The 25,872-nt window shown below is 63.4% G+C and carries 24 protein-coding genes and 1 tRNA gene; 15 read left to right on the forward strand and 10 right to left on the reverse strand.

The features are described 5' to 3' along the window. Positions 1–129: 129 nt before the first annotated feature. A complete protein-coding gene (ctrA, locus tag F812_RS0114730) occupies positions 130–825 on the reverse strand; it encodes a response regulator transcription factor CtrA (RefSeq protein WP_020086750.1) in 696 nt (231 codons plus the stop codon). Between the two features lie 631 nt (positions 826–1,456). Here ctrA and F812_RS0114735 point away from each other — a divergent pair. After that, entirely contained in the window at positions 1,457–1,837 is a 381-nt protein-coding gene (locus F812_RS0114735; protein WP_020086751.1) for a hypothetical protein, read from the forward strand. Between the two features lie 353 nt (positions 1,838–2,190). Beyond that, on the forward strand, positions 2,191–2,814 hold the full coding sequence (locus F812_RS0114745) for a hypothetical protein (RefSeq protein ID WP_156827444.1): 624 nt from the start codon (positions 2,191–2,193) through the stop codon (positions 2,812–2,814). A 124-nt stretch (positions 2,815–2,938) separates the two neighbouring features. On the opposite strand, the gene sciP is transcribed toward F812_RS0114745, so the two are convergent. After that, positions 2,939–3,217, reverse strand: a complete 279-nt coding sequence (sciP, locus tag F812_RS0114750; protein ID WP_026868147.1) for a CtrA inhibitor SciP — start codon at positions 3,215–3,217, stop codon at positions 2,939–2,941. Positions 3,218–3,490: 273 nt separating this feature from the next. On the opposite strand from sciP, the gene mnmA reads away from it, so the two are divergent. From mnmA to F812_RS0114765, 3 genes are all read left to right on the forward strand, one after another. Continuing rightward, positions 3,491–4,666, forward strand: coding sequence for a tRNA 2-thiouridine(34) synthase MnmA (gene mnmA / locus F812_RS0114755; RefSeq protein WP_020086755.1), 1,176 nt, complete (start codon positions 3,491–3,493; stop codon positions 4,664–4,666). Between the two features lie 71 nt (positions 4,667–4,737). Next, on the forward strand, positions 4,738–5,469 hold the full coding sequence (locus tag F812_RS0114760) for a class I SAM-dependent methyltransferase (RefSeq protein WP_156827473.1): 732 nt from the start codon (positions 4,738–4,740) through the stop codon (positions 5,467–5,469). Between the two features lie 158 nt (positions 5,470–5,627). Then, positions 5,628–5,704 (forward strand) — tRNA-Met (locus tag F812_RS0114765). A 42-nt stretch (positions 5,705–5,746) separates the two neighbouring features. Here F812_RS0114765 and F812_RS0114770 read toward each other — a convergent pair. Both F812_RS0114770 and F812_RS25575 read right to left on the reverse strand, forming a co-directional pair. Beyond that, positions 5,747–6,574 (reverse strand): SDH family Clp fold serine proteinase, encoded by an 828-nt coding sequence (locus F812_RS0114770; protein ID WP_020086757.1) that lies wholly within the window; start codon positions 6,572–6,574, stop codon positions 5,747–5,749. 87 nt (positions 6,575–6,661) lie between these two features. Further along, positions 6,662–7,432: a hypothetical protein gene (locus F812_RS25575; RefSeq protein WP_020086758.1), complete on the reverse strand. Its 771-nt coding sequence runs from the start codon at positions 7,430–7,432 to the stop codon at positions 6,662–6,664. 469 nt (positions 7,433–7,901) lie between these two features. Here F812_RS25575 and F812_RS0114780 point away from each other — a divergent pair, with 469 nt between their 5' ends. The 4 genes from F812_RS0114780 to F812_RS0114795 are packed head-to-tail and all read left to right on the forward strand — an operon-like array spanning position 7,902 to position 12,681. Continuing rightward, on the forward strand, positions 7,902–8,852 hold the full coding sequence (locus F812_RS0114780; protein ID WP_020086759.1) for an ABC transporter ATP-binding protein: 951 nt from the start codon (positions 7,902–7,904) through the stop codon (positions 8,850–8,852). Positions 8,853–8,855: 3 nt separating this feature from the next. Further along, positions 8,856–9,602 carry an ABC transporter permease gene (locus tag F812_RS0114785; RefSeq protein WP_020086760.1) on the forward strand — a complete coding sequence of 249 codons (747 nt, stop codon included), beginning with the start codon at positions 8,856–8,858 and terminating at the stop codon, positions 9,600–9,602. A gap of 11 nt (positions 9,603–9,613) precedes the next feature. Further along, positions 9,614–11,626 carry a GldG family protein gene (locus tag F812_RS0114790; protein ID WP_020086761.1) on the forward strand — a complete coding sequence of 671 codons (2,013 nt, stop codon included), beginning with the start codon at positions 9,614–9,616 and terminating at the stop codon, positions 11,624–11,626. 32 nt (positions 11,627–11,658) lie between these two features. Further along, entirely contained in the window at positions 11,659–12,681 is a 1,023-nt protein-coding gene (locus F812_RS0114795) for a DUF4340 domain-containing protein (protein ID WP_020086762.1), read from the forward strand. 27 nt (positions 12,682–12,708) lie between these two features. On the opposite strand, the gene F812_RS0114800 is transcribed toward F812_RS0114795, so the two are convergent. Both F812_RS0114800 and F812_RS0114805 read right to left on the reverse strand, forming a co-directional pair. After that, on the reverse strand, positions 12,709–13,641 hold the full coding sequence (locus F812_RS0114800; RefSeq protein WP_020086763.1) for a LysR family transcriptional regulator: 933 nt from the start codon (positions 13,639–13,641) through the stop codon (positions 12,709–12,711). A 53-nt stretch (positions 13,642–13,694) separates the two neighbouring features. Next, complete coding sequence (locus tag F812_RS0114805; protein WP_020086764.1) at positions 13,695–14,405, reverse strand: type 1 glutamine amidotransferase; 711 nt, start codon at positions 14,403–14,405, stop codon at positions 13,695–13,697. 679 nt (positions 14,406–15,084) lie between these two features. Here F812_RS0114805 and F812_RS0114810 point away from each other — a divergent pair. From F812_RS0114810 to F812_RS0114820, 3 genes are all read left to right on the forward strand, one after another. Further along, entirely contained in the window at positions 15,085–16,497 is a 1,413-nt protein-coding gene (locus F812_RS0114810) for an ammonium transporter (RefSeq protein WP_020086765.1), read from the forward strand. 126 nt (positions 16,498–16,623) lie between these two features. Next, a complete protein-coding gene (locus tag F812_RS0114815) occupies positions 16,624–16,815 on the forward strand; it encodes a hypothetical protein (RefSeq protein WP_020086766.1) in 192 nt (63 codons plus the stop codon). 218 nt (positions 16,816–17,033) lie between these two features. Then, the gene (locus F812_RS0114820) at positions 17,034–18,236 is read left to right on the forward strand and encodes a hypothetical protein (RefSeq protein ID WP_020086767.1); all 1,203 of its coding nucleotides are present in this window, start codon (positions 17,034–17,036) and stop codon (positions 18,234–18,236) included. A 9-nt stretch (positions 18,237–18,245) separates the two neighbouring features. Here the strand turns inward: F812_RS0114820 and F812_RS0114825 are convergent, their stop codons facing one another. From F812_RS0114825 to F812_RS0114840, 4 genes are all read right to left on the reverse strand, one after another. Next, the gene (locus tag F812_RS0114825) at positions 18,246–18,575 is read right to left on the reverse strand and encodes a MoaD/ThiS family protein (RefSeq protein WP_020086768.1); all 330 of its coding nucleotides are present in this window, start codon (positions 18,573–18,575) and stop codon (positions 18,246–18,248) included. 10 nt (positions 18,576–18,585) lie between these two features. Then, positions 18,586–19,662 carry a WD40/YVTN/BNR-like repeat-containing protein gene (locus tag F812_RS0114830; RefSeq protein ID WP_026868150.1) on the reverse strand — a complete coding sequence of 359 codons (1,077 nt, stop codon included), beginning with the start codon at positions 19,660–19,662 and terminating at the stop codon, positions 18,586–18,588. 145 nt (positions 19,663–19,807) lie between these two features. Continuing rightward, a complete protein-coding gene (locus F812_RS0114835; RefSeq protein ID WP_020086770.1) occupies positions 19,808–21,079 on the reverse strand; it encodes an RNA polymerase sigma factor in 1,272 nt (423 codons plus the stop codon). After that, positions 21,076–21,447, reverse strand: coding sequence for a YciI family protein (locus tag F812_RS0114840; RefSeq protein WP_020086771.1), 372 nt, complete (start codon positions 21,445–21,447; stop codon positions 21,076–21,078). Before F812_RS0114840 ends, F812_RS0114835 begins: the two co-directional genes overlap by 4 nt. A gap of 179 nt (positions 21,448–21,626) precedes the next feature. Between F812_RS0114840 and F812_RS0114845 the strand changes: the two genes are divergently transcribed. From F812_RS0114845 to F812_RS24065, 3 genes are all read left to right on the forward strand, one after another. Then, entirely contained in the window at positions 21,627–21,914 is a 288-nt protein-coding gene (locus tag F812_RS0114845; protein WP_020086554.1) for a hypothetical protein, read from the forward strand. 242 nt (positions 21,915–22,156) lie between these two features. Then, positions 22,157–24,079, forward strand: a complete 1,923-nt coding sequence (locus tag F812_RS24060) for a putative bifunctional diguanylate cyclase/phosphodiesterase (protein WP_051113849.1) — start codon at positions 22,157–22,159, stop codon at positions 24,077–24,079. A 313-nt stretch (positions 24,080–24,392) separates the two neighbouring features. After that, on the forward strand, positions 24,393–25,784 hold the full coding sequence (locus tag F812_RS24065; RefSeq protein ID WP_020086774.1) for an OmpP1/FadL family transporter: 1,392 nt from the start codon (positions 24,393–24,395) through the stop codon (positions 25,782–25,784). The last annotated feature ends 88 nt before the right edge of the window (positions 25,785–25,872 follow it).

The raw sequence follows: 25,872 nt of genomic DNA on the forward strand, positions 1-25,872 counted from the left end.
ATTTCAAACGGACACACGCTTTGCGGAGCCGATAGAACGAAAGTATGAAAACAAAAATGGGGCCCCACAAAGGCCCCATCTTTAAAATTTTCGAAAATCTTTCGGCGAGGAGGCATACGCCTCTTCAAATCAGGCGGCGGCAATCTCGTCGCCCGGGTTGCGCAGCACGTAGCCGCGTCCCCAGACCGTCTCGATGTAGTGCTGTCCGCCGGTCGCCACCTGCAGCTTCTTGCGCAGCTTGCAGATGAACACGTCGATGATCTTGAGCTCCGGCTCGTCCATGCCGCCGTAGAGATGATTGAGGAACATCTCCTTGGTGAGCGTGGTGCCCTTGCGCAGCGAGAGCAGCTCGAGCATCTGGTATTCCTTGCCGGTGAGGTGCACCCGCTGCCCGTTGACCTCGACCGTCTTGGTATCGAGATTGACCCGTAGGTCGCCCGTCTCGATGACCGACTGTGCGTGTCCTTTCGAACGACGCACGATGGCGTGAATGCGTGCGACGAGTTCGTCCTTGTGGAACGGCTTCGTCATGTAGTCGTCAGCACCGAAGCCGAGACCGCGAACCTTATCCTCGATCTGTGCCAGGCCAGAGAGAATGAGGATCGGCGTCTGCACCTTCGCGACACGGAGCATCTTCAAGACCTCATAGCCGCTCATGTCCGGCAAGTTGAGATCGAGAAGGATGATGTCGTAGTCGTAGAGCTTGCCGAGATCGACGCCCTCTTCGCCGAGATCGGTCGTATAAATATTAAAACCTTCGGACTGAAGCATCAGTTCGATGCTCTGCGCAGTCGCGCTATCGTCCTCGATCAGAAGGACCCGCATGCCAATTCCCTCTTCCTTGCCCCATCACAAGGCGCGCCGCCAATCTTAAAAGAACGCTACCGCGATCCGAACAACCTAACGCTAACTTTCATTACAAAAGTAACAATGACAGGTTAACAAATCCTAATTTCCGTTTCGAAACACGATAGCGAGCAGGTGGCTCATTTTAACCCATTTGAGACAACAAGCATCCGCTCGCTCCGAATATCTTCGGCGCGTCACTAAACCAGAAATTGCAGAACTAGATCCCCCCCTGGGTGTCCCGGGTCCGGGACCGTGAGACCGCCACCCCCGGAGGGGTGGAGAGCGTTGGCCGGAAAACTGCACCCGAATGACACGAATCAAGAGGTAACAGAATTCGCCGACTAGCCCTAGAGCCCGAAAACAACTACAGTCGCAGCGCAACCCAAAGACTTAATAAAGAACGGTAGGGCGTTGCTTTACCGCAACTTAATTAGAGTGTGGCACGGTAAACCATCCGGGGATGCGGGCCCCCGGTAATTTAAGGCTTCGTCCACCGTCGGGACGGGCAGGTTGTAAGGGACACGAGGGCCGTTTTCAGAGGGGCAAGCCGGATGGCATGCTTCTTGAGAAGCGAGCCCCAGGTGTTCTTGAGTAGGGGTAACGGACGATGAAGGCACGCGAAACGGCGCTCAGGCTGAAGCGCTTCGAGATGGATGAAAGGGCCCGTAAGGTCGCCGATCTCGAGCAGATGATCCGCGAGTTCGAAAATATCGCCTCCGACCTGGACCGGCAGATCCAGGCCGAGGAGGACCGCACCGGCGTCAAGGACGCCAAGCATTTCGCCTATTCGACCTTCGCCAAATCCGCGAGCCAGAGACGCGATAATCTGCGCGCCTCGATTGCAGGTCTGCGCCAGAAGCTCGATGCGGCACAGCAGGATTTTGACGAGACAAAACAGCAGCTTGCCCGCGTAAGTGCGGATGAGCCGCGCGAGGTGGGCCGCTCCCGCCGTCGCCACGAGCGCTCCGCGGGGATTGCCCTCCGCTGACGCACCGACACACCTCGGACCCATGTGCCCGAGGTGAAAATTCAGGCTTGATCAAAGCCTTGGATGGAGCGCGATCTCCCCGCGACGGACCCAGTCGCGCTTGCCCCACACCCGTTTGCGAGGCGCGCTTCAGCCGGCGCGCGCCCGGCTTTCCGGCAGCCCGGCTGCGCGCCGTGGCCGCCGCCTCCATCCACACCGTCGCCGCAAGCCAGCGCGTCGCCGACTTGCGTTCGCCCTTTTCCCGTGTCAATCGCTCCGCGAAGGGCTGAGAATCTGCCCACGTCGCTTGATGCCAGGGAGCAGCAGCACACTCGCGCCGGTCGGCCCGCGAATGGTGTGCGCCGGACGAACCAATGCAGCGGAAGCACCGAATCCACGCGGTCGTCGCGCTGATGCTGGCAGGGCTAACGGGGGGCTGCTCGGGCACCGCCCCGGTCCTCAGCCTGCCGTCCCCCGGTGAGACGAGCCCACCCGCTGAAACAAGCGCGACGGCCGAGGCTATCCCGGAACAGGACAGCGCCACCTCGAAACTTAAGGCCTTCCTGATGCCTAAGGACCTGGTCGTCGGAACGCCGACCGAGGTCTACACCCGCATCGCCCGGGGCGTGCTCACATGCTGGTTCGGCGCCGCCGGGCCCCTGAAAGGCGGCTACATTTACCACGCAGACGCCGAGCCAGCCTCCAAGGGCGGCAGCTCGGAGATCAAGATCCTGACCCGCGACGCAGCAGCCGAGGATCCGCGATCCATCCGCGCCTACCGGATCGGGATTTACCCGTCTGACGGCAAGACCAAGGTCGAGATCGAGAACGTGCGGCTTTCCGAGCCCCTCGCTCTGCGCCTTAAAGAGGACGTAGAGCGCTGGTCGGCAGACGAAGCCGGATGCGGCACACCTCCCGTCACGGCGGGGTGGTCCGCCGAGCAGGTCGTCGACACAAAAGCCGATGGCAAGAAGAAGGAAAAAAGCAAAAAGCCGTAGGATCAGGCCTCTAAAGCCCTACCACGGCTTGAGCATTTCCATCGTTGCTCGATGCGCACTAGCGCCATGTAGCGCGCGCCGGCTCCCGCCGGCGAACGCAAACTGGCCAGTACCGGGCGCGCTTTTAGCTCCGGTAGTCCTGAATACGGGTCGCCCGCAGCCCGGGAAGCCCGTGCTTGTCGATCGAACGCTGCCAGGACAGGAACTCGTCCACGGTCAGTTTGTACCGCTCGCAAGCCTCCTCGATACTGAGGAGACCGCCACGCACGGCCGCCACGACCTCCGCCTTACGGCGGATGACCCAGCGCTTCGTGTCCCGCGGGGGGAGATCGGCAACGGTCAACGGACTCCCATCGGGGCCGATAACATAGCGCACACGCGCTCTCATCTGATGTTCGGTCATGATACTCAATACTGCTACTGACCAGCCTTGAAGCTAACCTATTTCTGTTAAACATGGCCTAAGCCATTGAGTAAACATACCATAAAACACTGTACGAAATCACGCAAACGCCAACTTTATGGTTGACGGCGAACACCCCTCCGGAAGCCGGCTTGCATAGGGCACGGACTGCCCGTTATCATGCCGCCGGTATGGAGGCGCCGCGGAAGACCGCGAAGCGCCGATTTTGTTGTTTGGCCCCCGAGAGCCGCCCATTTGACGAGACATACCGACGTGCCAGCGCCATCCCTTGAAACGCCAATCGGAGACGGCAAGCGCAAGCGCGTGGTCGTCGCCATGTCGGGCGGCGTGGATTCCTCTGTGGTCGCGGGCCTCCTCGCCCAGTCCGGACACGATGTGATCGGCATCACACTTCAATTGTACGATCATGGAGAAGCGGTCGGCCGCAAGGGCTCCTGCTGCGCGGGCCAGGACGTGGAGGACGCGCGCCGCGTCGCGCAGAAGCTCGGCATTCCCCATTATGTGCTGGACTACGAGAAGCGCTTCTCGGACGCCGTGATGAAATCGTTCGCCGAAAGCTATATCGCGGGCGAAACGCCGATCCCCTGCGTCACTTGCAATCAGAAGATCAAGTTCAACGATCTCCTGGATACTGCACGTGATCTCGGCGCGGACCTGCTTGCCACCGGCCACTACGTCCAGCGCGGCCAGGGCCGCGACGGGCCCGCCCTCTTCCGCGCAGCCGACACCGACCGCGATCAGAGCTACTTCCTTTTCGCGACCACCCGCGAGCAGCTCGCGAGCCTGTGGTTCCCCTTGGGCGGAATGGTGAAAAACGACGTGCGCGCGATCGCGCACGATCTCGGACTCCTGGTCGCCGACAAGTCGGACAGCCAGGACATCTGCTTCGTGCCGAAGGGCCGCTACAGCGACGTCATCGAGAAGCTGAAGCCGGGCGCGCTGCACGCGGGCGACATCGTTCACATCGACGGCCGCCGCCTCGGCCGCCACGAAGGCATCGTGAACTACACAATCGGCCAGCGGCGCGGCTTGAAGATCGCCTCCGCCGAGCCGCTTTACGTCTTGAGCCTGAATGCCAAACGCAACGAGGTGGTGGTGGGACCACGTGCCTTCTTGCATACGCGCACTCTTATTCTTAGAAACGTCAACTGGCTCGGCGACGGCACCTTGGATGAAGCCGTCTCCGGTCAGGGAGCGGAAGTCTATGCGCGGATCCGCTCGTCTCAGGCGCCCCAGCCGGCAACGGTCTCCAAAGGCGCTGACGGGGCTGTGAAAGTCACGTTGCGCGACGGAGAGCATGGAGCAGCGGCCGGTCAGGCCTGTGTGCTTTATGCCGATGGATCGACCGAAGCCCGTGTATTGGGCGGCGGATGGATTGCAGAGGCCGTGAAGGCCGATAATATGGATTGGCTGGAATCGTCTGCCTAAGGCGGGCGACTGAAGTTTCCGAAGTCGTTATCTTGGATATGACTTTCGGGGGAGAGAACCGCGTGCAGAAGATGAAGACCGAGGCAAAGCCCCGTTTGCGTGTAGAAGACCTCGAGCGCAGCAATGGCCGCATTGTCGGCATTGGGCGCATCGAGGAAGACGTCGTCAAGGTGGCCTATCGCAGATGGGCACCGATCTACGACCATACGTTCGGCCGCGTCTCCACCGAAGGACGCAAGCACGCCGCCGAGGTGATCAACTCCAGCCTCGATCAGGGCCGTGTTCTCGAGGTCGGCGTGGGCACCGGCCTCGCCCTCGCGGACTACGGCCGCCACCTCGAGATCGTCGGCATCGACCTCTCTCCTGATATGCTCGACAAGGCGCGCGAGCGCGTCGCCAGCGAGCGCCTCGATCACGTCACCGGCCTTCATGAAATGGACGCCGGCGACCTCAAATTCCCCGACAACTCCTTCGACATCGTCACAGCCATGTTCGTGATGACGGTCGTGCCCGAGCCCGAGAAAGTCATGCGGGAGCTGGCGCGCGTCACCAAGCCGGGCGGCGAGGTGCTGATCGTCAACCACTTCAGCCAGACCGAAGGCGTGCGCGGCTGGGTCGAGCGCCGCATGGCACCCTTCGCAGAGATCATCGGCTGGCGCTCCGTCTTCGATCAGTCGCGCGTCATGGTTTGCGACGACTTGGTCCTGAGCGAGCGCAAGGCGCTGCGTCCGTGGGGTATCTTCACGATGATGCGCTTCAAGAAAAAGGCCGAGCACAGCCTTCAGCCGGTCGCGGCGGAGTAAAAATCCGCCTCTCGACGGCCCAAAGACCCAAGAAATAATGATACGGCGCGGGTGGCGCTTGACGCCGAGCCCGCCGATTCCTATAGACCAGCATCGCTTCGGCTCCTCGGGTCCGAAGCGGAACGCATCGCCCTCCCCGAACGGAGGCGCGCATGTCCGGCGGGATAGCTCAGGTGGTTAGAGCGACGGTCTCATAATCCGTAGGTCGGCGGTTCAAGTCCGCCTCCCGCTACCAACTTCATCCGAAAATCCGATCGAAGGCTCCGGCCAGCCCGCATCACACCCGCGGCCGCCGCGGAAGCTCGATCGGCAGGAACTCGACGCCCGACTGCTGGATGGGCTGCGGGTAGAGCTTCATCAGATCCATCACCACGGTCGGCATGGCGACCTTGACCGGCAGGCCGAGAGACTGCGCCTCTGTAGCCGTCAGCGCATAGTCGTGCGTCCAATGCCCGCCTGCCAGCTTGTCGGCGATGGCTTCCGCCGCCGCCTGGTCGAGGCGCGGCGTCAAGATCTCCACCGCGCCACGCTTCACCTGCGCGAGAGCCTTCTCGCTCACGTCCGCGAGCACGAGCGTGAGGTCCATCACGTCCGAGACCGGCTTCGAATCCCGTGCCTTGACGATGCTCGCCGCCGGAAGTCCCAGGATCTGCGGATCGATCGGCCCCAGCACGGAAAATTCCCCCAGCACGATCTCGTCCGCCGCGAGCGCGATCAGCGTGCCGCCCGACATCGCATAGACCGGAACGTAAACCGTGACCTTCGCGGGATGGGCTTCGACCGCCCGCGCGATCTGCATCGCCGCGAGCACCAGACCGCCCGGCGTATGGAGCACAAGGTCGATCGGCACCGTATCCGGCGTTTCCTTGATAGCCGCGATGATGGTCTGCGCGTCCTCGAGATCGATATGGCGCGCAACGGAGAAGCCGAACAGACGCCGCTGCTCCTGGCGATGTATCATCGTAATGACGCGCGTGCCGTGCGCCTTCTCGATGGCGGCGATGGCCTGCGCGCGGCGCACCGCGAACCAGCGCCCCATAAACAGAGGCTGGAGCGCCATGACGATGATGGCCACCCAGATCAGGGATGAGAAATCGAACGTCATGGAGCCCTCGCGCGGCGTGATGCGGCCGGCGGAACAACGTCCCGTGCCCGGTTCCGTTCCGCGAGCTTAGCCCCGCTCCAGGCTCGATTAAAGCGTCACGCGCTTCACGCCCGCCGCATCGAGCGCGAGGAGGCGCCGCCTGAGCACGAGGACGTAGTAGAACATGTAGAGATACTGGAACGTCTCCACCACCTCGCTCGGCCGCGTGAACAGCGGCGTGCCGAGAACATCCTTGCCGAGATCATCCACGACCTTGAAGGAAAGCGCGATGAGAGCTGCGGGCGCAATGGCGAGCGGCGGCGTCAGAAGTGCGAGCAGCGGCTGGCGGAAAGTGCCCGTCCACTGCTGAACGAAAGGAATGAGAAGACCGCCGATGAACATGGCGTTGTCGAACAGCAGCTTCGGCCGCTGGTTGAACCAGGGCGAGGTGTTGTGGAGATTAGTCTCCTGCTGCCGGTTGATCTCCGACCAGTATGCGGGCGTGTTCCAGTTGAAGAAGTGCTGGCCCCAGCTGTGCTCCTCACCCGCGATGTAGAAAGCCGCGAGCGCGAAGAAAAATACCGCGATCCAAAGAAGCCGGCTGCCCTTCACGACATCGAACCGCAACGCGAGCGCGCACAACACCGACGCCGCGGCAGCCAGCACGAATTGCGACAACTCGAGAAAGCCGAAGCCCTCCGGCAGCACGTGGTTCACGTAGAACTCTGGCGCCACCGCCCAGATCGCCACCACCGCCACGACGAGCGTAATCGGAAGGTAGGTCGACCACCACGCATCCGAGCGATCCGGCGCCCACGAGCGAGCAGGGATCACGTTCAGGGGCGGCGTGAGGACACCCGCGGAAGAAGCAGCGGCCATGGCTCGATCCAATGAAAAGCCGGGATGGAAACGCACCCCGAACGCATTGCATGGGATGGCAAATTTGTGACAGGGGAACAAGCCTGCTTTCGCCCCTTCCACGCATTCCGCACAGGATCGGCGCAGGCCGGCAACACGCGCGTCTTTCGCACGGCGCAAGCCGCACCGAAGCCGCATCGGCGCGGCCCAACCTTACGAAAATGAACTTTTCTTAAGGCGAGCATTTTCAGCGTCTTCCCTCTTGAATCGAGCGAGCGGCAAATTAATTTCGCGCTCGCATGTGACAGCGTGACCCGAGGGCCGCACACCGCTGCCCTAGGGGACGGCCCGCCCGTGACCGCGGCGCGCGGCCTTGGCGCGCGAGCATGCTAAGTGCAGGCCGCAATCGAAGACGGCCGGACGACAAAAACGAACAGACACGACCTGATCTCGGTCGGCTTTGGACATGCCTTCGGGGAGGCTTGCAGACATGGCAGCGCTCATAGAAGCGACGGCTCTCAGAAAGACATTTGGCGCGATCACCGCGGTCGACGGAATCTCGCTGAGCGTGCGGAAAGGCGAGGTGCTGGGTTTTCTGGGTCCCAACGGCGCCGGCAAATCGACCACCATGAAGATGATCACGGGCTTCCTGGAGCCCGACGCGGGCTCAGCCCGCATCTGCGGGCACGACGTGCTCGAAGAGCCGAAGGCCGCTAAGGCCAAGCTCGGCTATCTGCCGGAAGGCGCTCCCGCCTACGGCGACATGACGCCCGCCACATTCCTGCGCTTCATCGCCGAGATTCGGGGCTTCGAAGGCAACGACATCAAGAGCCGCGTGATCGCGGCCATCTCCCGCGCCGGCCTCGACTCCGTCGTCGACCAGCGCATCGAAACCCTCTCCAAAGGCTACAAGCGCCGCGTCGGCATCGCGCAGGCCATTCTGCACGATCCCCCCGTCCTCATCATGGACGAGCCCACCGACGGCCTCGATCCCAATCAGAAGCATCACGTCCGCGAGTTGATCCGCGAGATGGCACCGCATAAGGCCATCATCGTCTCGACGCACATCCTGGAGGAGGTGGAAGCAGTCTGCACACGCGCGGTGGTTATCGCAAAAGGCCGCATCGTCGCTGACGGAACGGCCGAGGATCTGCTGCGCCGCGCACCCACCCACGGCGCTGTCACCCTACGCGTGCTGCAAGCAGATGCCGAGCGCATCGCCAAGACGCTTGCCGATCTCGCCTCCGTCGCGCGGGTCGAGACCACGGCCGAGCCGGACGGGCGCAGCCTCATCCGCGCGCTGCCCAAGGCCGATGCCGCGCCCGCCAAAGCCATCGGCGACCTGCTTCGCCGCGAATCCTTGTCCTTCGAGGAAATCTACGTCGAGCGCGGCAAGCTCGACGACGTCTTCCGCGAGATCACAACGTCCACGCAGGCTTGAAACATGCGCGATACCCTGAAAACCGCCTACATCATTGCCAGGCGTGAGTTCGCGGCCTATTTCGCGACACCGCTGGCAGCCGTGTTCCTCACCATCTTCGTCGCCGCGACGGGCGCCTTCGCCTTCTACATCGGCGGCTTCTTCGAGCGCGGGCAGGCAAACCTCTTCGCCTTCTTCGCTTACCACCCCTGGCTTTACCTTCTGCTCGTGCCGGCCGTCGCCATGCGGCTGTGGGCGGAGGAGCGCAAGAGCGGCACCATCGAGTTGCTGATGACCCTCCCCGTCTCTCCAACTGAAGCAATCCTTGGCAAGTTCGCCGCCGCCTGGGCCTTCATCGGCCTCGCCCTGATCCTCACCTTCCCGATGTGGATCACCGTGAACATTCTGGGCAACCCGGACAACGGCGTGATCCTCACGAGCTACATCGGAAGCTTCCTGGTCGCGGGTGCGTTCCTCGCCATCGGTTCGTTCATCTCGGCCCTCACCAAGAACCAGGTGATCGCCTTCATTCTCTCCGCCACCATCTGCTTCCTGTTCCTCACCAGCGGCATGGAGCTGGTGCAGAACGTCTTGCGGAGCTGGACACCACGCATCGTCTCCGACGCCGTGGCGAGCATGAGCTTTCTCTCCCACTACGAGGAGATCACGCGCGGCGTGATCGGGCTCGACTCGATCGTCTTCTTCGCCTCCCTCATCGTCTTCGCGTTGTTCGCCAACGCGATCGCCGTCAGCCAGAAGAAATCCGCCTGAGGGCTCGCTCCATGAAAGATTTTCTCGCCTCCGCCTTCAACGGCCTCGTGGCCTACGCCTCGAAACTCAGCACCTCCCGCCTCGCCTGGGGCGGCCTCGCGCTTGCTGCCGTGACGCTGCTGTCGGTCAACCTGATCGCCTCGCAAACCCTGGGCGCCTGGAAAGCCGATCTCACCGAGGACAAACTCTACACTATCGCACCGGGCTCGGTCGCCGTGCTCCAGTCCATGGATGAGCCGGTGAAAGTGCGTCTCTACTTCTCGAAGAAGCTCGGCGAGCGAGGCTCCTCCATCACCCGCTATTTCGATCGTGTCCGCACGCTCCTCGATGAGTTCAGGCGCATCTCGGGCGGCAAGCTGCAGCTCGAGGTTCTCGATCCCGAGCCCTTCTCCGACGCCGAGGAGCGCGCCGTCGCGGCCGGCCTGATCGGAAAGCGCATCAACGCGGAAGGCGAGCTCGGCTACTTCGGGCTTGCCGCCACCAACTCCACCGACGACCAGGAGGTGATCGGCTTCCTCTCGCCGGATCGCGAAAGCTTCGTCGAGTACGACATCACCAAGCTGATCCACACGCTCTCCAATCCGAAGAAGCGCCGTGTAGGCATCATGACGTCGCTGCCCCTCGAAGGCGGCCAGTCTCCGATGGGCAATCAGCCAACTCCGCCGTGGCTCATCATGGGCCAGATCCGCGAGTTCTTTGACGTCGAGAACATCGAGCAGACCGTCAAGGAGATCCCGTCCCGCATCGACGTCCTGCTCGTCGCGCAGCCCACCCAGCTCACGCCCCAGGCGGCCTATGCGGTCGACCAGTATGCGCTGAAGGGCGGCAAGCTGCTGGTGCTCATCGATCCCGTGGCGGAGGCCGCGCAATTGGAGTTGCTGCAGAAGCAGGGTAAAGGGCGCGCGGAGCTCGCCAAGCTGCTCAAGACCTGGGGCGTCGAGTTCGACCCGAACAAGGTCGCAGCCGACATCAAGCACGCGCGCCGCGTTCAGTTCGGCCGCAGCGAGCAAGGCATGGTGACGGAGTACGTCGCCTGGCTCGGGCTCGATCAATCCAACATCGACCAGAACGACGTACTCTCGAGCGGCATCAAGGTTTTGAACCTCGCATCCGCTGGCGTCCTGACCCCGGTCGCAGGGGCGAAGACCAAGGTCACGCCCATCGTCTCGACCTCGCCGGACGGCATGGAGATCGCGAGCAGCAAGGTCGGCATGGCCGCAGACCCCGTCGGCCTGATCCGCGCCTACAAACCGGGCGGGAAGCCCTTGACGCTCGCGGCGCGCATCTCCGGCGACGCGGCGACCTCGTTCCCCGACGGCGTGCCAGAGCCCGGCGACGAGAACGCGGACGCCAAGAAGGAAGTCGAGAACAAGCCTGATGGCACCGCCGCGGCGAAGCCCGAGGAGAAACCAGCCGAGACGAAGCCCGCCGTTGCGAAGAAACCCGGGCCCGGCCATGTCGCGAGCGGACACGTCAACGCCATCGTCATCGCCGACACCGACCTTCTCGCCGATCAGTTCTGGGTCGAGAACCGCCAGATGCTCGGACAGGAGCTCGTGGTGCCCTCCGCCCACAACGCCGCCTTCATCGTCAGCGCGCTCGAGAACCTGACCGGCAGCGACGCACTGATCGCACTGCGTGGCCGCGGCGTCCGCGAGCGCACTTTCACCCTCGTCGAGGATCTGCGCCGCGACGCCGAGCGCAAGTTTCGCGAGAAGGAGGAAGCCCTCACGGCAAAGCTGAAGTCGGTGGAGCAAGAGCTGGAGAAGCTGCAGAGCCCCGCCGCCCGCGGCACCATGATCGTCTCCGAGAAGGAGAACGCGGCCATCGAGAGCTTCAAGACCCAGATGCTCGAAACCCGCCGCGAGCTTCGTCAGGTCAAGCTGGAGTTGGGCCGCAACATCAAGACTCTCGACGGCCTGCTCCAGTTCGCGAACATCGCGCTGGTGCCGCTGCTGATCATTGCCGGCGGCGTGGGCTGGTCGTTCTGGCGCACCCGCCGAAAATCGGCCTCGAAATCCTGACCCCGACAGAAATGATGCTGGAGTGTTGAGCAATGACACCGAAACAGTTCGCAGGCCTCGCCGCCGCGGCAGCTCTCTCCTTGCTCGCCGCCATCCTCGTTTATGGATCCCGCACTGATTGGGCATCCGATGCGGCGGGGACAGGGCTTCTCTTCCCCGGCCTCAAGGCGGACGCCGAGAAGGTCTCTCGCATATCGGTCACCCAGGGAGACAAGACCGTCGCGATCGAGAAGGCGGGCGATCACTGGCTCATAAAGAGCCGCGATGGATACCCCGCGAGCGACGAGAAGGTGCGCGCGCTCCTCATCGCACTCTCCGATGCAACGCTGATCGATGCGAAGACAAAGAACCCCGAACGCTACTCCGTGCTGGAGGTCGAGGAGCCTGACGGAAAGAATGCCAGCTCCCGCCTGATCGAGCTCGAGGACGCGAGCGGCAAAAGCCTCGCCAAGGTCATCGCCGGAAAGGTGAAGCCATCCCCCACCGGCAATCGTCAGGCGAGCGGGGGAACCTATGTGCGCCGCCCGGGCGACCCCCAGAGCTGGCTCGCCAGCACCGGCATCGCTGGCGGCACCGGCCTCAAGGACTGGGCGAACGCGCGGGTGTTCGAGACCGCGACCGAGAAGGTGAAAACGCTCACCGTCGAGATCCCCGGCGAGGCCGCCTACGACATCAAGCGCGCAGCCGACGGAACGCACGAACTCGACGCCGTCCCCCCCGGCAAGAAGATCAAGTACGTGAACATGATCGACAACATCATCGAGGCGGCCTCCTTCCTCGATCTCGAAAACGTGCGCAAGGCAACCGGCGCCACGGGAGGAGATGCCGGCACTGTGAAATTCGAAACCGACGACGGGCTCAAGATCGCTCTCAAGGTGCGCCGCGAGAAGGATGGAGCCTGGGCCACGATCGAGGCGGCCGGCGAAGGCAACGCGAAGAAGGCGGCGGACGACATCGCGCTCAAGGCCAAAGGCTGGGAGTTCGAGATCCTGCCCTCCAAGGCCGACACCATGCTGAAGCGCCGCGACGATCTCCTGGAGGACGCCGCATCCTGACGTGCGGGCGCGCAGGAAGCCCGTTCGTCAGGACTTCACGGTCTCCGCCTTCATGACGTCGAACTGCTCCCACACCGGCTTTCCGAACCGCTCCACCAGGAAGTCGATGAAGAGCCGCGTCTTCGTGGCCAGGAACCTGTTGGGCGCATAGAGGGCGTGGATGGTTACGTTCTGCGGCGGATAGCTTGGCAGGATCACCACCAGGCGGCCTGCCGAGATATCCGAGCCCACGAGGAAGCTCGGCAGCCGCGCGATCCCGACACCCTTGAGCGCCGCGTCGCGCAACGTATCGCCGTTGTTGGAGCTGAGGCAGGCCGAGATCGGCACCGTGAGCGGCACCTCGTTGTCGGTGAGATGCCAGCGCGGAACCGTCGTCGAGTGGCCATAGTGCAGGCAGCGATGACTGATCAGATCCTGGGGGATCTCGGGCATCCCATGCCGTGCGATGTAGTCGGGGCTCGCCACCAGAACCACCCGCGCGCTCGAGATGCGCCGGGCGATCAGGCTCGAATCGACCATGGCTCCGATGCGCACGGTCAGATCCACGCCCTCCTCCAGCGGGTCGATCATACGGTCCGTAAGCGTCAGCTCCACCTTGAGCTCCGCGTAGCGCTTCATGAAATCAGCAACCGCCGTGCCGAGATAAAGCGTGCCGAACGACATCGGGCCGTTCACCTTCAGCACGCCCTTGGGCTCGTCATGCAGCCGCGAAACCTGCGCTTCGGTCTCGGAGATCTGAGCGAGGATGGCGAGACAGCGCTCGTAGTAGGCGAGGCCCGCTTCCGTCGGCGTCACCCGCCGCGTGGTTCTGTCCAGAAGTCTGGCCCCGAGTGCGTGCTCGAGCTGCGTAATGGCCTTGCTGATCGCAGACCGCGTGACCCCGAGACGGCGTGCCGCCTCCGAGAAGCTCCCGCTCGCCACCACTTTGGCGAGCACGTTCATTGCATCCAGCTTGTCCATCGCGCTCGTTGATTACCCCCCGCAGGTCGGAGACCGGGCCATAGCGGCGTGCCTCAGAGCAATGTTTTGAAATTCGAGTAGAGCGTACGGGCGACCGACGTATAGGCGGGCAGCCGCTGGGCGACATCGCCAGCCAGCCGGTCCACGATGCCGGCGCCGAGCGTGGCTTCGAGCGCCCGCGCGTACTCCGGAATGGCCGCCCAGTCCGCCACCGTCTCGTCGGTCACTTCCACGTGACACTGCAAACCGTAGGCATACTTTCCGTAGCGGAACGCCTGCATCTCACAGACGTCCGACCGCGCGAGCTGCACCGCGCCGTCGGGAAGGCTCTGCACTTCCGCTCCGTGCCACTGCAGAACCTCGATGGGATCGGGCACACCGGCGAATAAAGGATCGCGCCGCCCCTCCTCGGTCTGCCGGATAGTAAGCGTACCGACCTCCGCACGGCGTCCCGGCCCCACGCGCCCGCCCAGCGCATCCGCGAGGAGCTGATGACCGAGGCAGATGCCGAGATAAGGCCGGCCGAGATCGGCGACAAAACGGCGGATCGCGGCCTTCTCGGCCTTGAGCCAAGGGAAGGTGTCCTCCTGCCAGACGTCCTGAGGCCCCCCCATCACCATCATCACGTCGAAGGGCTCGAGATCGGGAATGGCCTCGCCCTGATCGAGCTCCACCGTGTGCCACGCAACCCCATCCTCACGGAGAAAGTCGCGGAACACGCCGGGATGCTCCACCGCGAGATGTTGCAGGACCAGGACCTTCATAGGTGCCACCCTCCTCGACCCGCCCGCGACTGGAAAAACCCCGCAGGAAAAGCCGTTTGCCTACCCCTTGAACCGAACGCCCGCGCTTTGCGTGGTGCGCACTTTCGCTTAGTTTTGAGAGAGACCGGTTGTCTCTCCACGGCCGCAAAGCGAACCCTCAACCGGCACGGACATTAACGTAGGCGGCACGTCGCCTACCTAACCGCACTTTCACCGCTGGCACAATAGTTGCCTCATAGGAAAATACATGAGGATGAATTAGACCGCAATTTTTTGTTCCATAGACTAAAGAGTTGGCGCCTCCGGGCCGCGTTTGGGCGGCCACCGGAGATTCCCGGAACTGCCTGGCGAACACGCGGCAACCGCAACTACCCCTCGATCTCAAACCTCCCGCCAGTCGTGGCGCTGCCTACGCACCGGGCCGGACGCACACCGATTGAGCATCGAAGCGAGCGGGCAAAACACCCCTCCTGACCGTCCCGCAGGTCAGCGCAGACATTCAGAAAACCCAGGTTTCACCGCTGCTTGCGCGGCCATCCCCTGCGATGGCCGGGGACACTTTCATGTCTGGCACAAGAGTTGCCTCAAGGGAAAACGAGGCACCAGGCGGTCACGGGATCGGGCGTGGCGTGCGCCTGCGGAGCTGGGGCTGGCACTGCTGGTAGCAGGGGAGATTCAAATGGCTGACCAAGCGACAGCGATGACGACGCTGTTCACAGAGTTCTACTTCTTTCTATGTATCGTCCTGATGTTCTTCATCCACATCGGCTTCTGCATGTACGAAGTCGGCGTGGCGCGCACCAAGAACGTCCAACACACGCTGCTCAAGAACGCGATGGCGATCCCGACGATCGGCATCGCGTTTTATCTTTTCGGAATGTGGATCTACATCGCGCTTCAGAGCTGGCCGATCGGCTCGTCCGAGGTGAGCTTCTCCACCGGCTTCGAGCCCTGGTCCAAGACCCTTGCGCCGAACCTCGCCGACCGCATCTCGGGCGTCTTCCTCGGCGCTTTCATGCTGTTCGGAATGACGGCAGGCTCGATCGTCTCGGGCTCCATCATCGAGCGCTCGAAGACCATCGGCTTCCTCATCATCGCCGTCTACATCGGCGCGATCGCCTGGGTCGTGCCGGCCGCATGGGCCTGGGCAGGCAACGGCTGGATGGTCCAGTACCTCGGATATCACGACCAGTACTGCTCGGCGATCCTGCACAGCGTCGCCGGCTTCGGTGCGCTGGCCGTGCTTCTGAACCTCGGACCGCGCATCGGCAAGTTCGACGCCAACGGCGAGCCTCGCGAGATCCCGGCCCACAACCCCTGGATGGTCACGCTCGGCCTCTTCATGATCTACGTGGGCTTCTTCGGCTTCTACGCCGCCTGCCACATCCCGATCGTCAACATCGCGGCCGAAGGCCAGCCCGAGTACTGGACGGCCACCAACATCTACGGCTTCCCGATCACGCTCTCGGGCGTCACCATGAACTTCCTGCTGGCGCTGCTCGCGGGCATGATGACGGCCTACATGGTCTCGGGTGGCAACGCGTTCTGGACCTTCTCCGGCGGCCTCACCGGCCTCATCAGCGCGAGCTCCGGCAACGACCTCTACCATCCCGTTGTCGCGGCCACGCTCGCCGTCGTCGGCACCGCCTTCGGCTACTACATGCACAACTGGGTCGAGAAGAAGTACAAGCTCGACGACGCGGTTGGCGCGGTTGCCGTCCACGGCTACTGCGGCGTGTTCGGCGGCATCGCGGCCGGCTTCCTGCTGTGGGGCTATCCCGCCATCAACCCCAGCGCAGGCACGCTCGTGGCGCTGTCCGAGGGCGCGGGCTGGTTCGGCACCAACGCCGAAGGCATCCCGATCATCACGCCGATCGGCAATACCATCGGCACGCTCGTGTTCGCGATCGGCTTCGGCTTCATCCCGACCTACGTCATCGCCAAGGTGCTGAAGTCGTTCGGCATGCTCCGCGTCGATCCGAAAGTCGAGCTGACCGGCCTCGACGGCGACAGCAAGTCCACCACCTACCCGAACCTCTCGGGCGCGGAAGCCGCTTTCGAAGCGCTTCAGCGCAAGGAAGCGAAGGCCTGAAAAGCTCTCGGAATGGCCGCGCGCCGTTCCGCACTATCGGCCGAAGCAGAATTCTAGGGCGCCGCGTACGCGGACTGCGCCGAGGCGCCCCGGATCTCACCACCCAACTTGAAAGGAGAGCACACCATGTCGACCGGCATCTCATCTCTCAACAAGCTCAGCGAAGTCACCACCGTCTATCCGTTCGCCGGAATGGAGGTCCCGTTCGCCATCGCCACCCTGGGCTTCTTCGTCGTCTTCCTCGGATGGCAGTTCGTGATGGAGGCCAAGCACCACAAGGCGATCATCGGCAGCTTCACCGCAAGCCCAGCCGAGTGACGCACTAATACACACGGACAGGTTTCCGCCGGCTGGCCGAGCACCCTGGCCGGCGGAGGCGTACTCGAGGCCCCGAGACCACCTCGGCTTGAGGCCTCGAGGTTTTTTTGCCATCGCGGATATGACGGCCCCGCCCTGCGCCAGGCCAGCACGACGGCGATGGACTTCCCGGGCCCGCCGCGCTCTAGTATCGAGGCAGACTTTCACCCGCCCGCCGCATGACGCTCTCGTTCCCCTCCATTCCGGTCGAGCTCTGGATGTTCGCGGCGATTCTCGCTGCGATCGCCCTGTTTCATCGCTTTACGCTCGTGGTCTCTCTCGCGGGCCTCGCCAGCATCGTGGCCTACAAGCTCGCGGTCACGGGCTTCAAGGCGGGCCCTGGCCTCGCGGGCCTCGGCATCCACTTCGCCCACGAAGCGGTGCTGCTCGCCAATTTGTTCATGCTGCTCACCGGCTTCGCGATCCTCGCACGCCATTTCGAGGAGTCGCAGGTGCCCGCCATCATGCCCAACCTGCTGCCGGATACCTGGATGGGCGGCGTGGTGCTGCTTGGGCTCATCTTCGTCATCTCCGCATTCCTCGACAACATCGCGGCCGCCATCATCGGCGGCACCGTCGCGCGCACCGTTTTCCAAGGACGCGTGCACATCGGATATCTGGCCGCCATCGTCGCCGCCTCCAACGCGGGCGGCTCGGGCAGCGTCGTCGGCGACACCACGACGACCATGCTCTGGATCTCGGGCGTGAGCCCTATGTCGGTGCTGGAAGCTTATGTGGCCGCAGGCCTCGCCTTCGCCGTGTTCGCCATCCCGGCCGCGCTCAGCCAGCACCGGTTCCAGCCCATCATGAAGGACGCCCCACTCGGAACGGCCATCGTGCCGGGGTGCATCGCCATCGTGGTCTTCATCCTCGTGAGCGCGATCGCGGCCAACGTGCTCGCCACGCTCTATGCACCCGAGATCCTGGATCGCGTCCCCCTCGTCGGCCTCGCCGTCTGGGCGGCGATCGGGCTCGCGGCTCCCCTGCACCGGCCGGACTGGAGCATCCTGCCGGACGCCGTGAAGGGCACGGTCTTCCTGCTCGCCCTCGTGAGCGCCGCGTCACTGATGCCGATCGAGGCCCTGCCCGCGGCGTCCGTGCCGACCGCCCTCATGCTGGGTTTCGTATCCGCCGTTTTCGACAACATTCCCCTCACGGCTCTCGCCATCAAGCAGGGAGGCTACGATTGGGGCTATCTCGCTTACGCGGTAGGCTTCGGCGGATCGATGATCTGGTTCGGCTCCTCCGCGGGCGTGGCGTTGACCAACCTTTTTCCCGAGGCCCGCTCAGTCGCCGCCTGGCTCCAGGCCGGATGGTACATCCCGATCGCCTACGTCGCGGGCTTTCTCGCTATGCTGGCGCTGCTCGGCTGGTCGCCCTGACCGCTAAGGTTAGCCGCCCGAGATCGCCGTCAACACATACACCTTGCCGCCATCGCGAAGCGCCGTATCGAGCGATGCGCGCTGCCCTTCGACGAAGATATTGATGTGACGGCGAACGCGCGGCGTTGAATCGCAAAGCCTGTCGCGCATGCCGGGCCAGCGGCGATCGAGCACGTCGATCATCGCGCGCACGGTCTCTGCCGAAACCGCAACCTCGCGCTGCGCCTCTGGATAGAGATCCAGCAACGCACGCGGCAACAGAACCGAGACGCGGCACGTTGCGTCCGCGGCCCCTACGCCGTCGCCTTGCTCGATTTCCGTCACCGCCTCACCCTTCATGGCTCCCGCTTCAGTCGACGACCAGCGTTTCTACGGACGAGATGGCCGGCAGATGCTGCGCAAGGCAGGCCCAGCTCTCGCCCTCGTCGGCACTGGCGTACAGACAGCCGCCGCCCGTTCCGAAGTAGACGCCCGCAGGCTCCAGCTTGTCTGTCGCGAGCGCCTGGCGCAACACGCCGAAATAAGCGTCTTGTTGCGGCAGCCCATTGCGAAGCGCCGTCCACGACGAACCCCCGTCGCGCGTGCGCCAGACGGCAGCCCTCGCGTCCGGCATATAGCGGCCATTTACATCGCCGTTGAGCGGAAGCAGGAACAGCGTATCCGGATCGCGCGGATGCACGGCGGCCGGGAATCCGAATGTCGAGGGAAGCCCCGCCTCGATGCTCTTCCACACCTTGCCGCCGTCGTCGCTGCGATACATGCCGCAGTGGTTCTGCTGGTAGAGCCTGTCCGATCCATCGGGAGCCAGCGCGAGACTATGCACGCACTGGCCATATTCGGGATAGCGCTGGTCTTCCGGCATGTAGTCGGCCCGGGTACCCTTGTTGCGAGGCTCCCACGTCTCCCCTCCATCCGCCGAATGAAACACGCCGGCGGAAGAGATTCCGACCCAGAGCTTCCTCTCGTCTTTCGGATGCTGCACGATCACGTGCAGGATGAGCCCACCGCCACCCGGCTGCCAGTGCGGGCGCGAAGGGTGGTCGCGCAGGCCGCCGACGTGTGACCACGTCTCGCCGCCATCTGCGCTCTTGAAGAGTCCCGCCGGCTCGACGCCCGCATAAAGCGCGTCCGTCCCTTGAGCGAGGCTCCATGCCGCCGCGATCGGGGTCTCGCCCTCCGCGTAGGAAAGGCCGGCGCTCGAATGGGTCCAGGTCTCTCCGAGATCGGTCGATTTCCACACCGCCGGGCCGAACCACGCATTGCCGCCCGCCGCATAGATGTTGCCCGTGCCGGGGTCGCCGATCACGTGCTGGATCGGCCACGTGTTGCAAAAGGGGCCGCGTAACGACCACGAACGGCGCCCTGCATCGCTTTCGAGGATGAACGTCCCCTTTTTCGTTCCGATGAGAACGAGCACCTTCGCCATGGCGTCCTCCTGCCTTCCGATGTTGCCGTCACCCGTACGCGACGGAAGCTGCATAAATCGAGACTAGGACGGAACTGGGTCTTTCGATCCGACAGTCCGGCCGAAATAATCCTCAGAAGCCATCTAGCCCGGGAATGCCGCCGTCTTAGCGCGGCGGCGACGCCCCCTCCTTCCGGCTGTCGCGGGCGAGCCGGTCGAGATGACCGCGAATGTGCTGCGCCTCCTGTGCGGTCCGCGCGAGCGCGATGGCCCGGTCGAAAGCCTCGCGGGCTTCGTCCGCCCGCCCGATCTCCGAAAGCAACGCGCCCTTGAGCCCGAAAAAGTGGAAGTAGCCGGAAAGCTTGGGCGCCAGCGGCTCGATCATGGCGAGCGCGGCCTCCGCACCCCGCACCTTGCTGACGGCCACCGCGCGATTGAGCGTCACCACCGGCGACGGCTGCAAGCGCTCGAGCGTGCTGTAGAGAAGATCGATCTGCGTCCAGTCCGTGTCCTCGAAGCGCTCCGCCGTCGAGTGGAGCGAGGCTATGGCCGCCTGGATCTGATAGGGCCCCGGCTGCCGGTGGCGCATTGCCTTGTCGATGAGCGCACTGCCCTCCGCGATCAGGGCCTTGTTCCAGAGACCCCTATCCTGGTTCTCGAGCAGCACGATCGCTCCATCGCCATCGAGCCGGGCCGCGCACCGCGCATGTTGAAAGAGAAGCAGCGACGCGAGCCCCAGGATTTCGGGCTCCGAGGGAAACAGCCGCAACAGAAGCCGCGCCAGACGGATGGCCTCCTCGCAAAGCGGAAGCCTCACGTGCACGTCGCCCCCGCTCGCCGAGTAACCCTCGTTGAAGATCAGGTAGATCATCGCCGCGACGGTGCCGAGCCGTTCGCTCCGCTCGATAGGCCCCGGCGTCTCGAAGGGAACCTGCGCCTCCGCCACGCGGCGCTTCGCGCGGGTGATGCGCTGCTCCATGGCGGCTTCGCTGACGAGAAACGCCCGCGCGATCTCACCGACCGTGAGACCGGAGACGACGCGCAGCGCGAGCGCGATCTGCTGTGTGGATGGAAGATCGGGATGACAGCAGATGAAGAGCAGCCGCAGGATGTCGTCGCGGTAATGCCCGTCGTCCAAGCGCTCGACCAGCGCCCCTTCCGCATCGTCGAGATCCGACAGCGACGCCTCGTCCGGCAGCGTCTCCGACTTCTGCTCCCGCCTCAGGGCGTCGATCGCAACGTTTCGCCCGACCATGATCAGCCAAGCCACCGGATCGCGCGGAGGTCCGTTCTGCGGCCACGACTTGAGCGCACGGAGAGAGGCTTCCTGAAACGCCTCCTCAGCGCGGTCGAGATCGCGGAAGTAGCGGAGCAGCGCCGCCATCACCTGAGGACGCGCTCCGGTCACAGCCGCATCGAGCCAGGCGAGATCGGTCACGAGTTGGCGCTCCAATCCACGAAGTAGCCGATGGGACGCACTTCGTAGGCCCCGCCTGGGTTGACCTCGGCAAGCTCCTTTGCGAACGCCAGCGCCTCCTCGAGCCCGGACGCTTCGATGACGAAGAACCCGAGCAGTTGCTCCTTCGTTTCCGCGAAGGGACCGTCGAGCACCACGGAGGGCTCGTGGTCTTTCCGCAAAGTCGTGGCCGCCGTCGTCGGCATCAGGCGGGCGACCGGCCCGAGCTTGCCCGCCTTGGCCCACCGCTCCTGCACCACCGCGAGTTTGGCCATCACCTCGTCGTCGTGGTCCTTGCTCCAGGCGCAAACCACATTTTCCGAATGATAACAAAGAACTGCGTACTTCATACCGGTCCTTCCCTTGCCGTCGTGCTCACCAAGGACGTTCGAGACTAGTCGATCCCGACCGCATGGCGCAGGATCCCGACGCGAAATTCGAAATGTTTTCATCTCGTTCCGCCGGGAACAGCGTGCGGGGCGGTTTTGAGCGAAATTTCTCCCATCAACCCCTGGCGATGGAGAGAGCCATGACCCCGATCACCACCATCCTGACGGCCCGCGCAGCCCTCGCAGCCGCTCTCGCACTCGGCAGCCTCGCCGCCTCCGGCCACGCCAATGCCACCAGCCTCGCCGTGAAGATGGCCTGCGCCTCCGACTACTACGCCCACTGCAGCCAGCACGATCCGGACAGCTCCGGCGTCCGCCAGTGCATGCGCGCCGTCGGCAAGAACCTCTCCTCGCGTTGCATCAACGCGCTCGTCGCCGCCGGCGAGGTTTCCAAGTCGGTCGTCGAAAAGAAGGTCGCCTCCAAGTAAGCGTGGCCGCTTTCGCAAAAATCAGCGTCTTTCCCGGTCGCACGATCGGATGAGAAAAGGCCGGGGCGTCTCTCCACGCTCCGGCCTTTCCATTTGCAGGGCGTTTACAGTTGCATGGGGAATTATCAATCGGAGCAATACTAGAAAAATATTAGAAGGTATTGGCTATAAGTACGCACCCTCGGGCCAGCCGAGACGGAGCGTCTCTCGTGAATTCCGTTTTAACGAGTGCAGTGCAGTTCATGTCCGTGCCCACGGACAATCCTGCGCTGCTGAAAGCGCAGCATCGGGCGATCTCGCGCCAGATGCCCATGATGTATTTCATCCTCATGGCGAACACGTGGGCCGTCGCCGTCACGCATATGTCTTTCGCGCCGTTCTGGCTGACGGCTGTCATTCCGAGCGTCTTCACCGTGGTGTGCGCCGTTCGTGCTGCCCATTGGGTGAAATCCCATAAGATCGCCCCCGATCCCGAGACGGCCTGGCACGAGCTGAACCGCACCAATCGCCTCGCGGCGGTCATCGCCATCGTGTTCACGGCCTGGTCGTTCACCCTCTTCCCCTACGGCGATGCCTATACGAAATCGCACGTTGCCTTCTACATGGCGATCACCGTCATCGCCTGCATCTTCTGCCTGATGTATCTGCGATCGGCCGCCTTCGCCGTGACCGCGATCGTCAACGGCGCCTTCATCGCCTTCTTCGTCTCCACCGGCCAGCCGACGTTCATCGCCATCGCCATCAACATCGTGCTCGTTTGCGCGGGCATGTTGGCGATCCTGCTGATCAACTACCAAAACTTCGCCCGCATGATCGGCGCCCAGGAGGAAACCCAGGCGCTGAGCAACGAAAATCTGCGCTTGGCGAACCTGGACAGCCTGACCGGCCTGCCGAACCGGCGCGCCTTCTTCACCCATCTCAACACAGAGCTCGAAGAGGCGAGAGAAAAGGGCACGCGCCTCGCGGTCGGCATCATCGATCTCGATGGGTTCAAGCCCGTGAACGACCTCTACGGCCATTCGACGGGCGACAGGCTGCTGACCGCCGTTGGCGAGCGGCTATCCGCCTTCTGCATGACGGGAAGCATGTTCTTCTCCCGTCTCGGCGGGGACGAGTTTGCGTTCGTGCTGTCCGGCGCGCCCGACGACCAGGGCATCGTCGCGAAGGCAGACGAGATCTGCGCCGCCCTCCAAACGCCGTTCGAGCTATCGGAAGGCACCGTCTTCATTTCGGGCTCCATCGGCATCTCGGTATTTCCGCAGACAGCCTCCACCTTCGAGCAGCTCTTCGACCGGGCCGACTACGCTCTCTATCACGGCAAGCGCGCGAAACGCGGCTGCAGCACGCTCTTCACCACGACCCACCACGCCCAGATTCATCGCGATGCGCGCATCGAGCAGACGCTGAAGCAGGCCGATCTCGACGGGGAGTTGGCGGTCGTATTCCAGCCGATCGTCGACATTCGCACCCAGCGCGCGATCAGCTTCGAGGCGCTTGCACGCTGGACGAGCCCGGTGCTCGGACAGGTCTCGCCGGGCCACTTCATTCCTGTCGCCGAGCGCGCGGGCATTGTCAGCAGCCTGACACGCCCGCTCTTGCGCAAGGCGCTCTCCATCGCGTGCGAATGGCCGGACGACTTGCGGCTTTCGTTCAACCTCTCAGCCCACGACCTCAACACCTCTGACAGCATCCTCGCCTTGGTCGGCATCATCCAGAAAAGCGGCTTCGACTCGAGCCGCCTCGACCTCGAGATCACGGAAACCGCCTTCGCCCACGATTTCGACCAGGTGCAGAAGTCCATCGACATGCTCCGCCTGCTCGGATGCGGGATCACGCTCGACGACTTCGGAACGGGCTACTTGAGCCTGACGCAACTCCACGCGCTGCCACTGACGAAGATCAAGATTGACCGCAGCTTCGTCATTGGCCTGCACGAGCGCCCTGCAAGCTACAAGATCGTGAAATCCCTGCTGGCCCTGAGCCGCGACATGGGACTCGATTGCGTCATCGAAGGCGTCGAGACCAAAGCCGAATTGGCGACCCTCAAGAAGCTGGGCGGCGTCATGGCCCAGGGCTATCTCTACTCCCCGCCCCTCCCGGCCAGCGAAATCGCAAATCTCATCGCGCGCTGGAATACACCGGCCGAAGCCGCTTCCGCCGGGTAATAGTGCGCAACGGCGAACCCGCTCGGACTACCCCCCGCACATTCGCAAGGCCGCATCGGCACCACCGGCAACCACGCCGAGTTTGAGACTGCGCGCGCAAGATTCATAGCTTGCAGCAACAATGAACCGTGCCATTCCGCCAAATCCGGCAAAAACCGGACTTTCCGAAAAATGCTGCACCGCAGTCCTTTAGAGAATTAATATATTTGTAATCAGAATAACAAAACTTTGTTCCTGCACGAAGCACGCAGCAAAAATCGATTCAGCACGAGAACGGCTGAAATAAAAAACACACTTGGCGGGGAGAAGGTCAATGAAACGCGGCAGGGACACCGAATCCGCATCGCGGCGGCGGAGTGAGGCGGTCGTGAAGGGCGCAATCGCCGTGTGGTCCGCCGTCGCGATCTCTGGCGAGGCGATGGCGGGCGGCTTGGCCATTCGCGAGCAATCGGCCTCCGCCCAGGGCGCCTCCTTTGCAGGCGCTGCCGCCGGTGGCGATCTCAGCGCGAGCTTCTGGAACCCAGCCGCGATGTCGTCCGCCGGCTATGGATTGACGTCCGAAAGCCACTACGCCCTCATTCACGCGGATTTCGACGTCCAGGCTGAAAGCGTAAGTGTGCTTCCCGGATCCGCGCTCCCGGCCTCAACCACCCTGGTCGATAACCGTATCCAGATCGATCCGCTTGCCCTCGTCGGCTCCTCCTATGCGGCATGGCGCGCCAACGACAGGCTGGTGCTCGGCCTGTCGATCACCTCGCCGTTCGGATCGAAGAACAAGGCCGATAACGCCACGTGGGCGGGCCAATATCACTACCGCAGCTCCGAGCTCTTCACGATCAACGTCAACCCGATCGCCTCGTATCAGCTCACCCCGCATCTTTCCTTCGGCGCCGGCCCACAGATCCAGTACTTGTCGCTGACCATCAAGGCTAACCCGTCGGGTGGCCTCGCCCCGCCGCAATCGACGTCCGCGCTCGATGGCGACGACATCGGCGTCGGCTTCACCGCCGGTATGATGTGGCAGCCGGTAAGCGGCACCGATATCGGCGTCGGGTTTCGCTCGGCCGTCTCCCATGAGGTAGACGGAGAGGCGAGACTAGCCAGTGGGTACCTGACGACCGGAACCATGCTCGGCACGGTTCCCTTCAAGTCGGTGGATTTCAAGGCCAAGCTTCAGACACCGGAGATCGCAACGCTCAGCCTGCGCCAGGCAATGGGCCAGGACACGCGGCTGCTCGGCTCGGTGGAATGGTCCAATTGGAGCCGCCTGGACCAGGTCGACTTCATAGCGCAGTCGACCGGCGGGATCGCGGCCCAGCCAGTAACGCCCGGCCACACCCTCAACGTTCTCGATTTCCACTGGAACGACGGCTGGTTCTTCGCGCTCGGCGGTGAATGGGACTACACGAAGGAGCTCACGCTCCGCGCGGGAGCGGCTTATGAAATCTCGCCGATCCGCGACGCCGATCAGAGAAAGATCAACGTCGCCGACAGCGACCGCGTCTGGCTGAGCTTGGGGGCGACCTATGCCTTCAGCGCAACCACGGCCTTCGACTTTGCCTACACCCACATCTTCTTCGACGACGCCCCCATCGATAGCCTGACGACGACACCCGCAGGCCCCACTGCCCCGGTCCGGCGCTTCGTCGGCTATGCCGACCAGTCCGCCGACATCATAGCCATGTCGCTCAAGACCAAGTGGTAAACACGACGGAAACTGCATCCTGCCTTGCCCCGTGTAAGGGCAATCTCGAACACCGAGTCACGACAAGTATCTGAATTTAAGAGGAAAA

The organism is Hyphomicrobium zavarzinii ATCC 27496, assembly GCF_000383415.1.
Taxonomy (GTDB): Bacteria; Pseudomonadota; Alphaproteobacteria; order Rhizobiales; family Hyphomicrobiaceae; genus Hyphomicrobium_C; species Hyphomicrobium_C zavarzinii.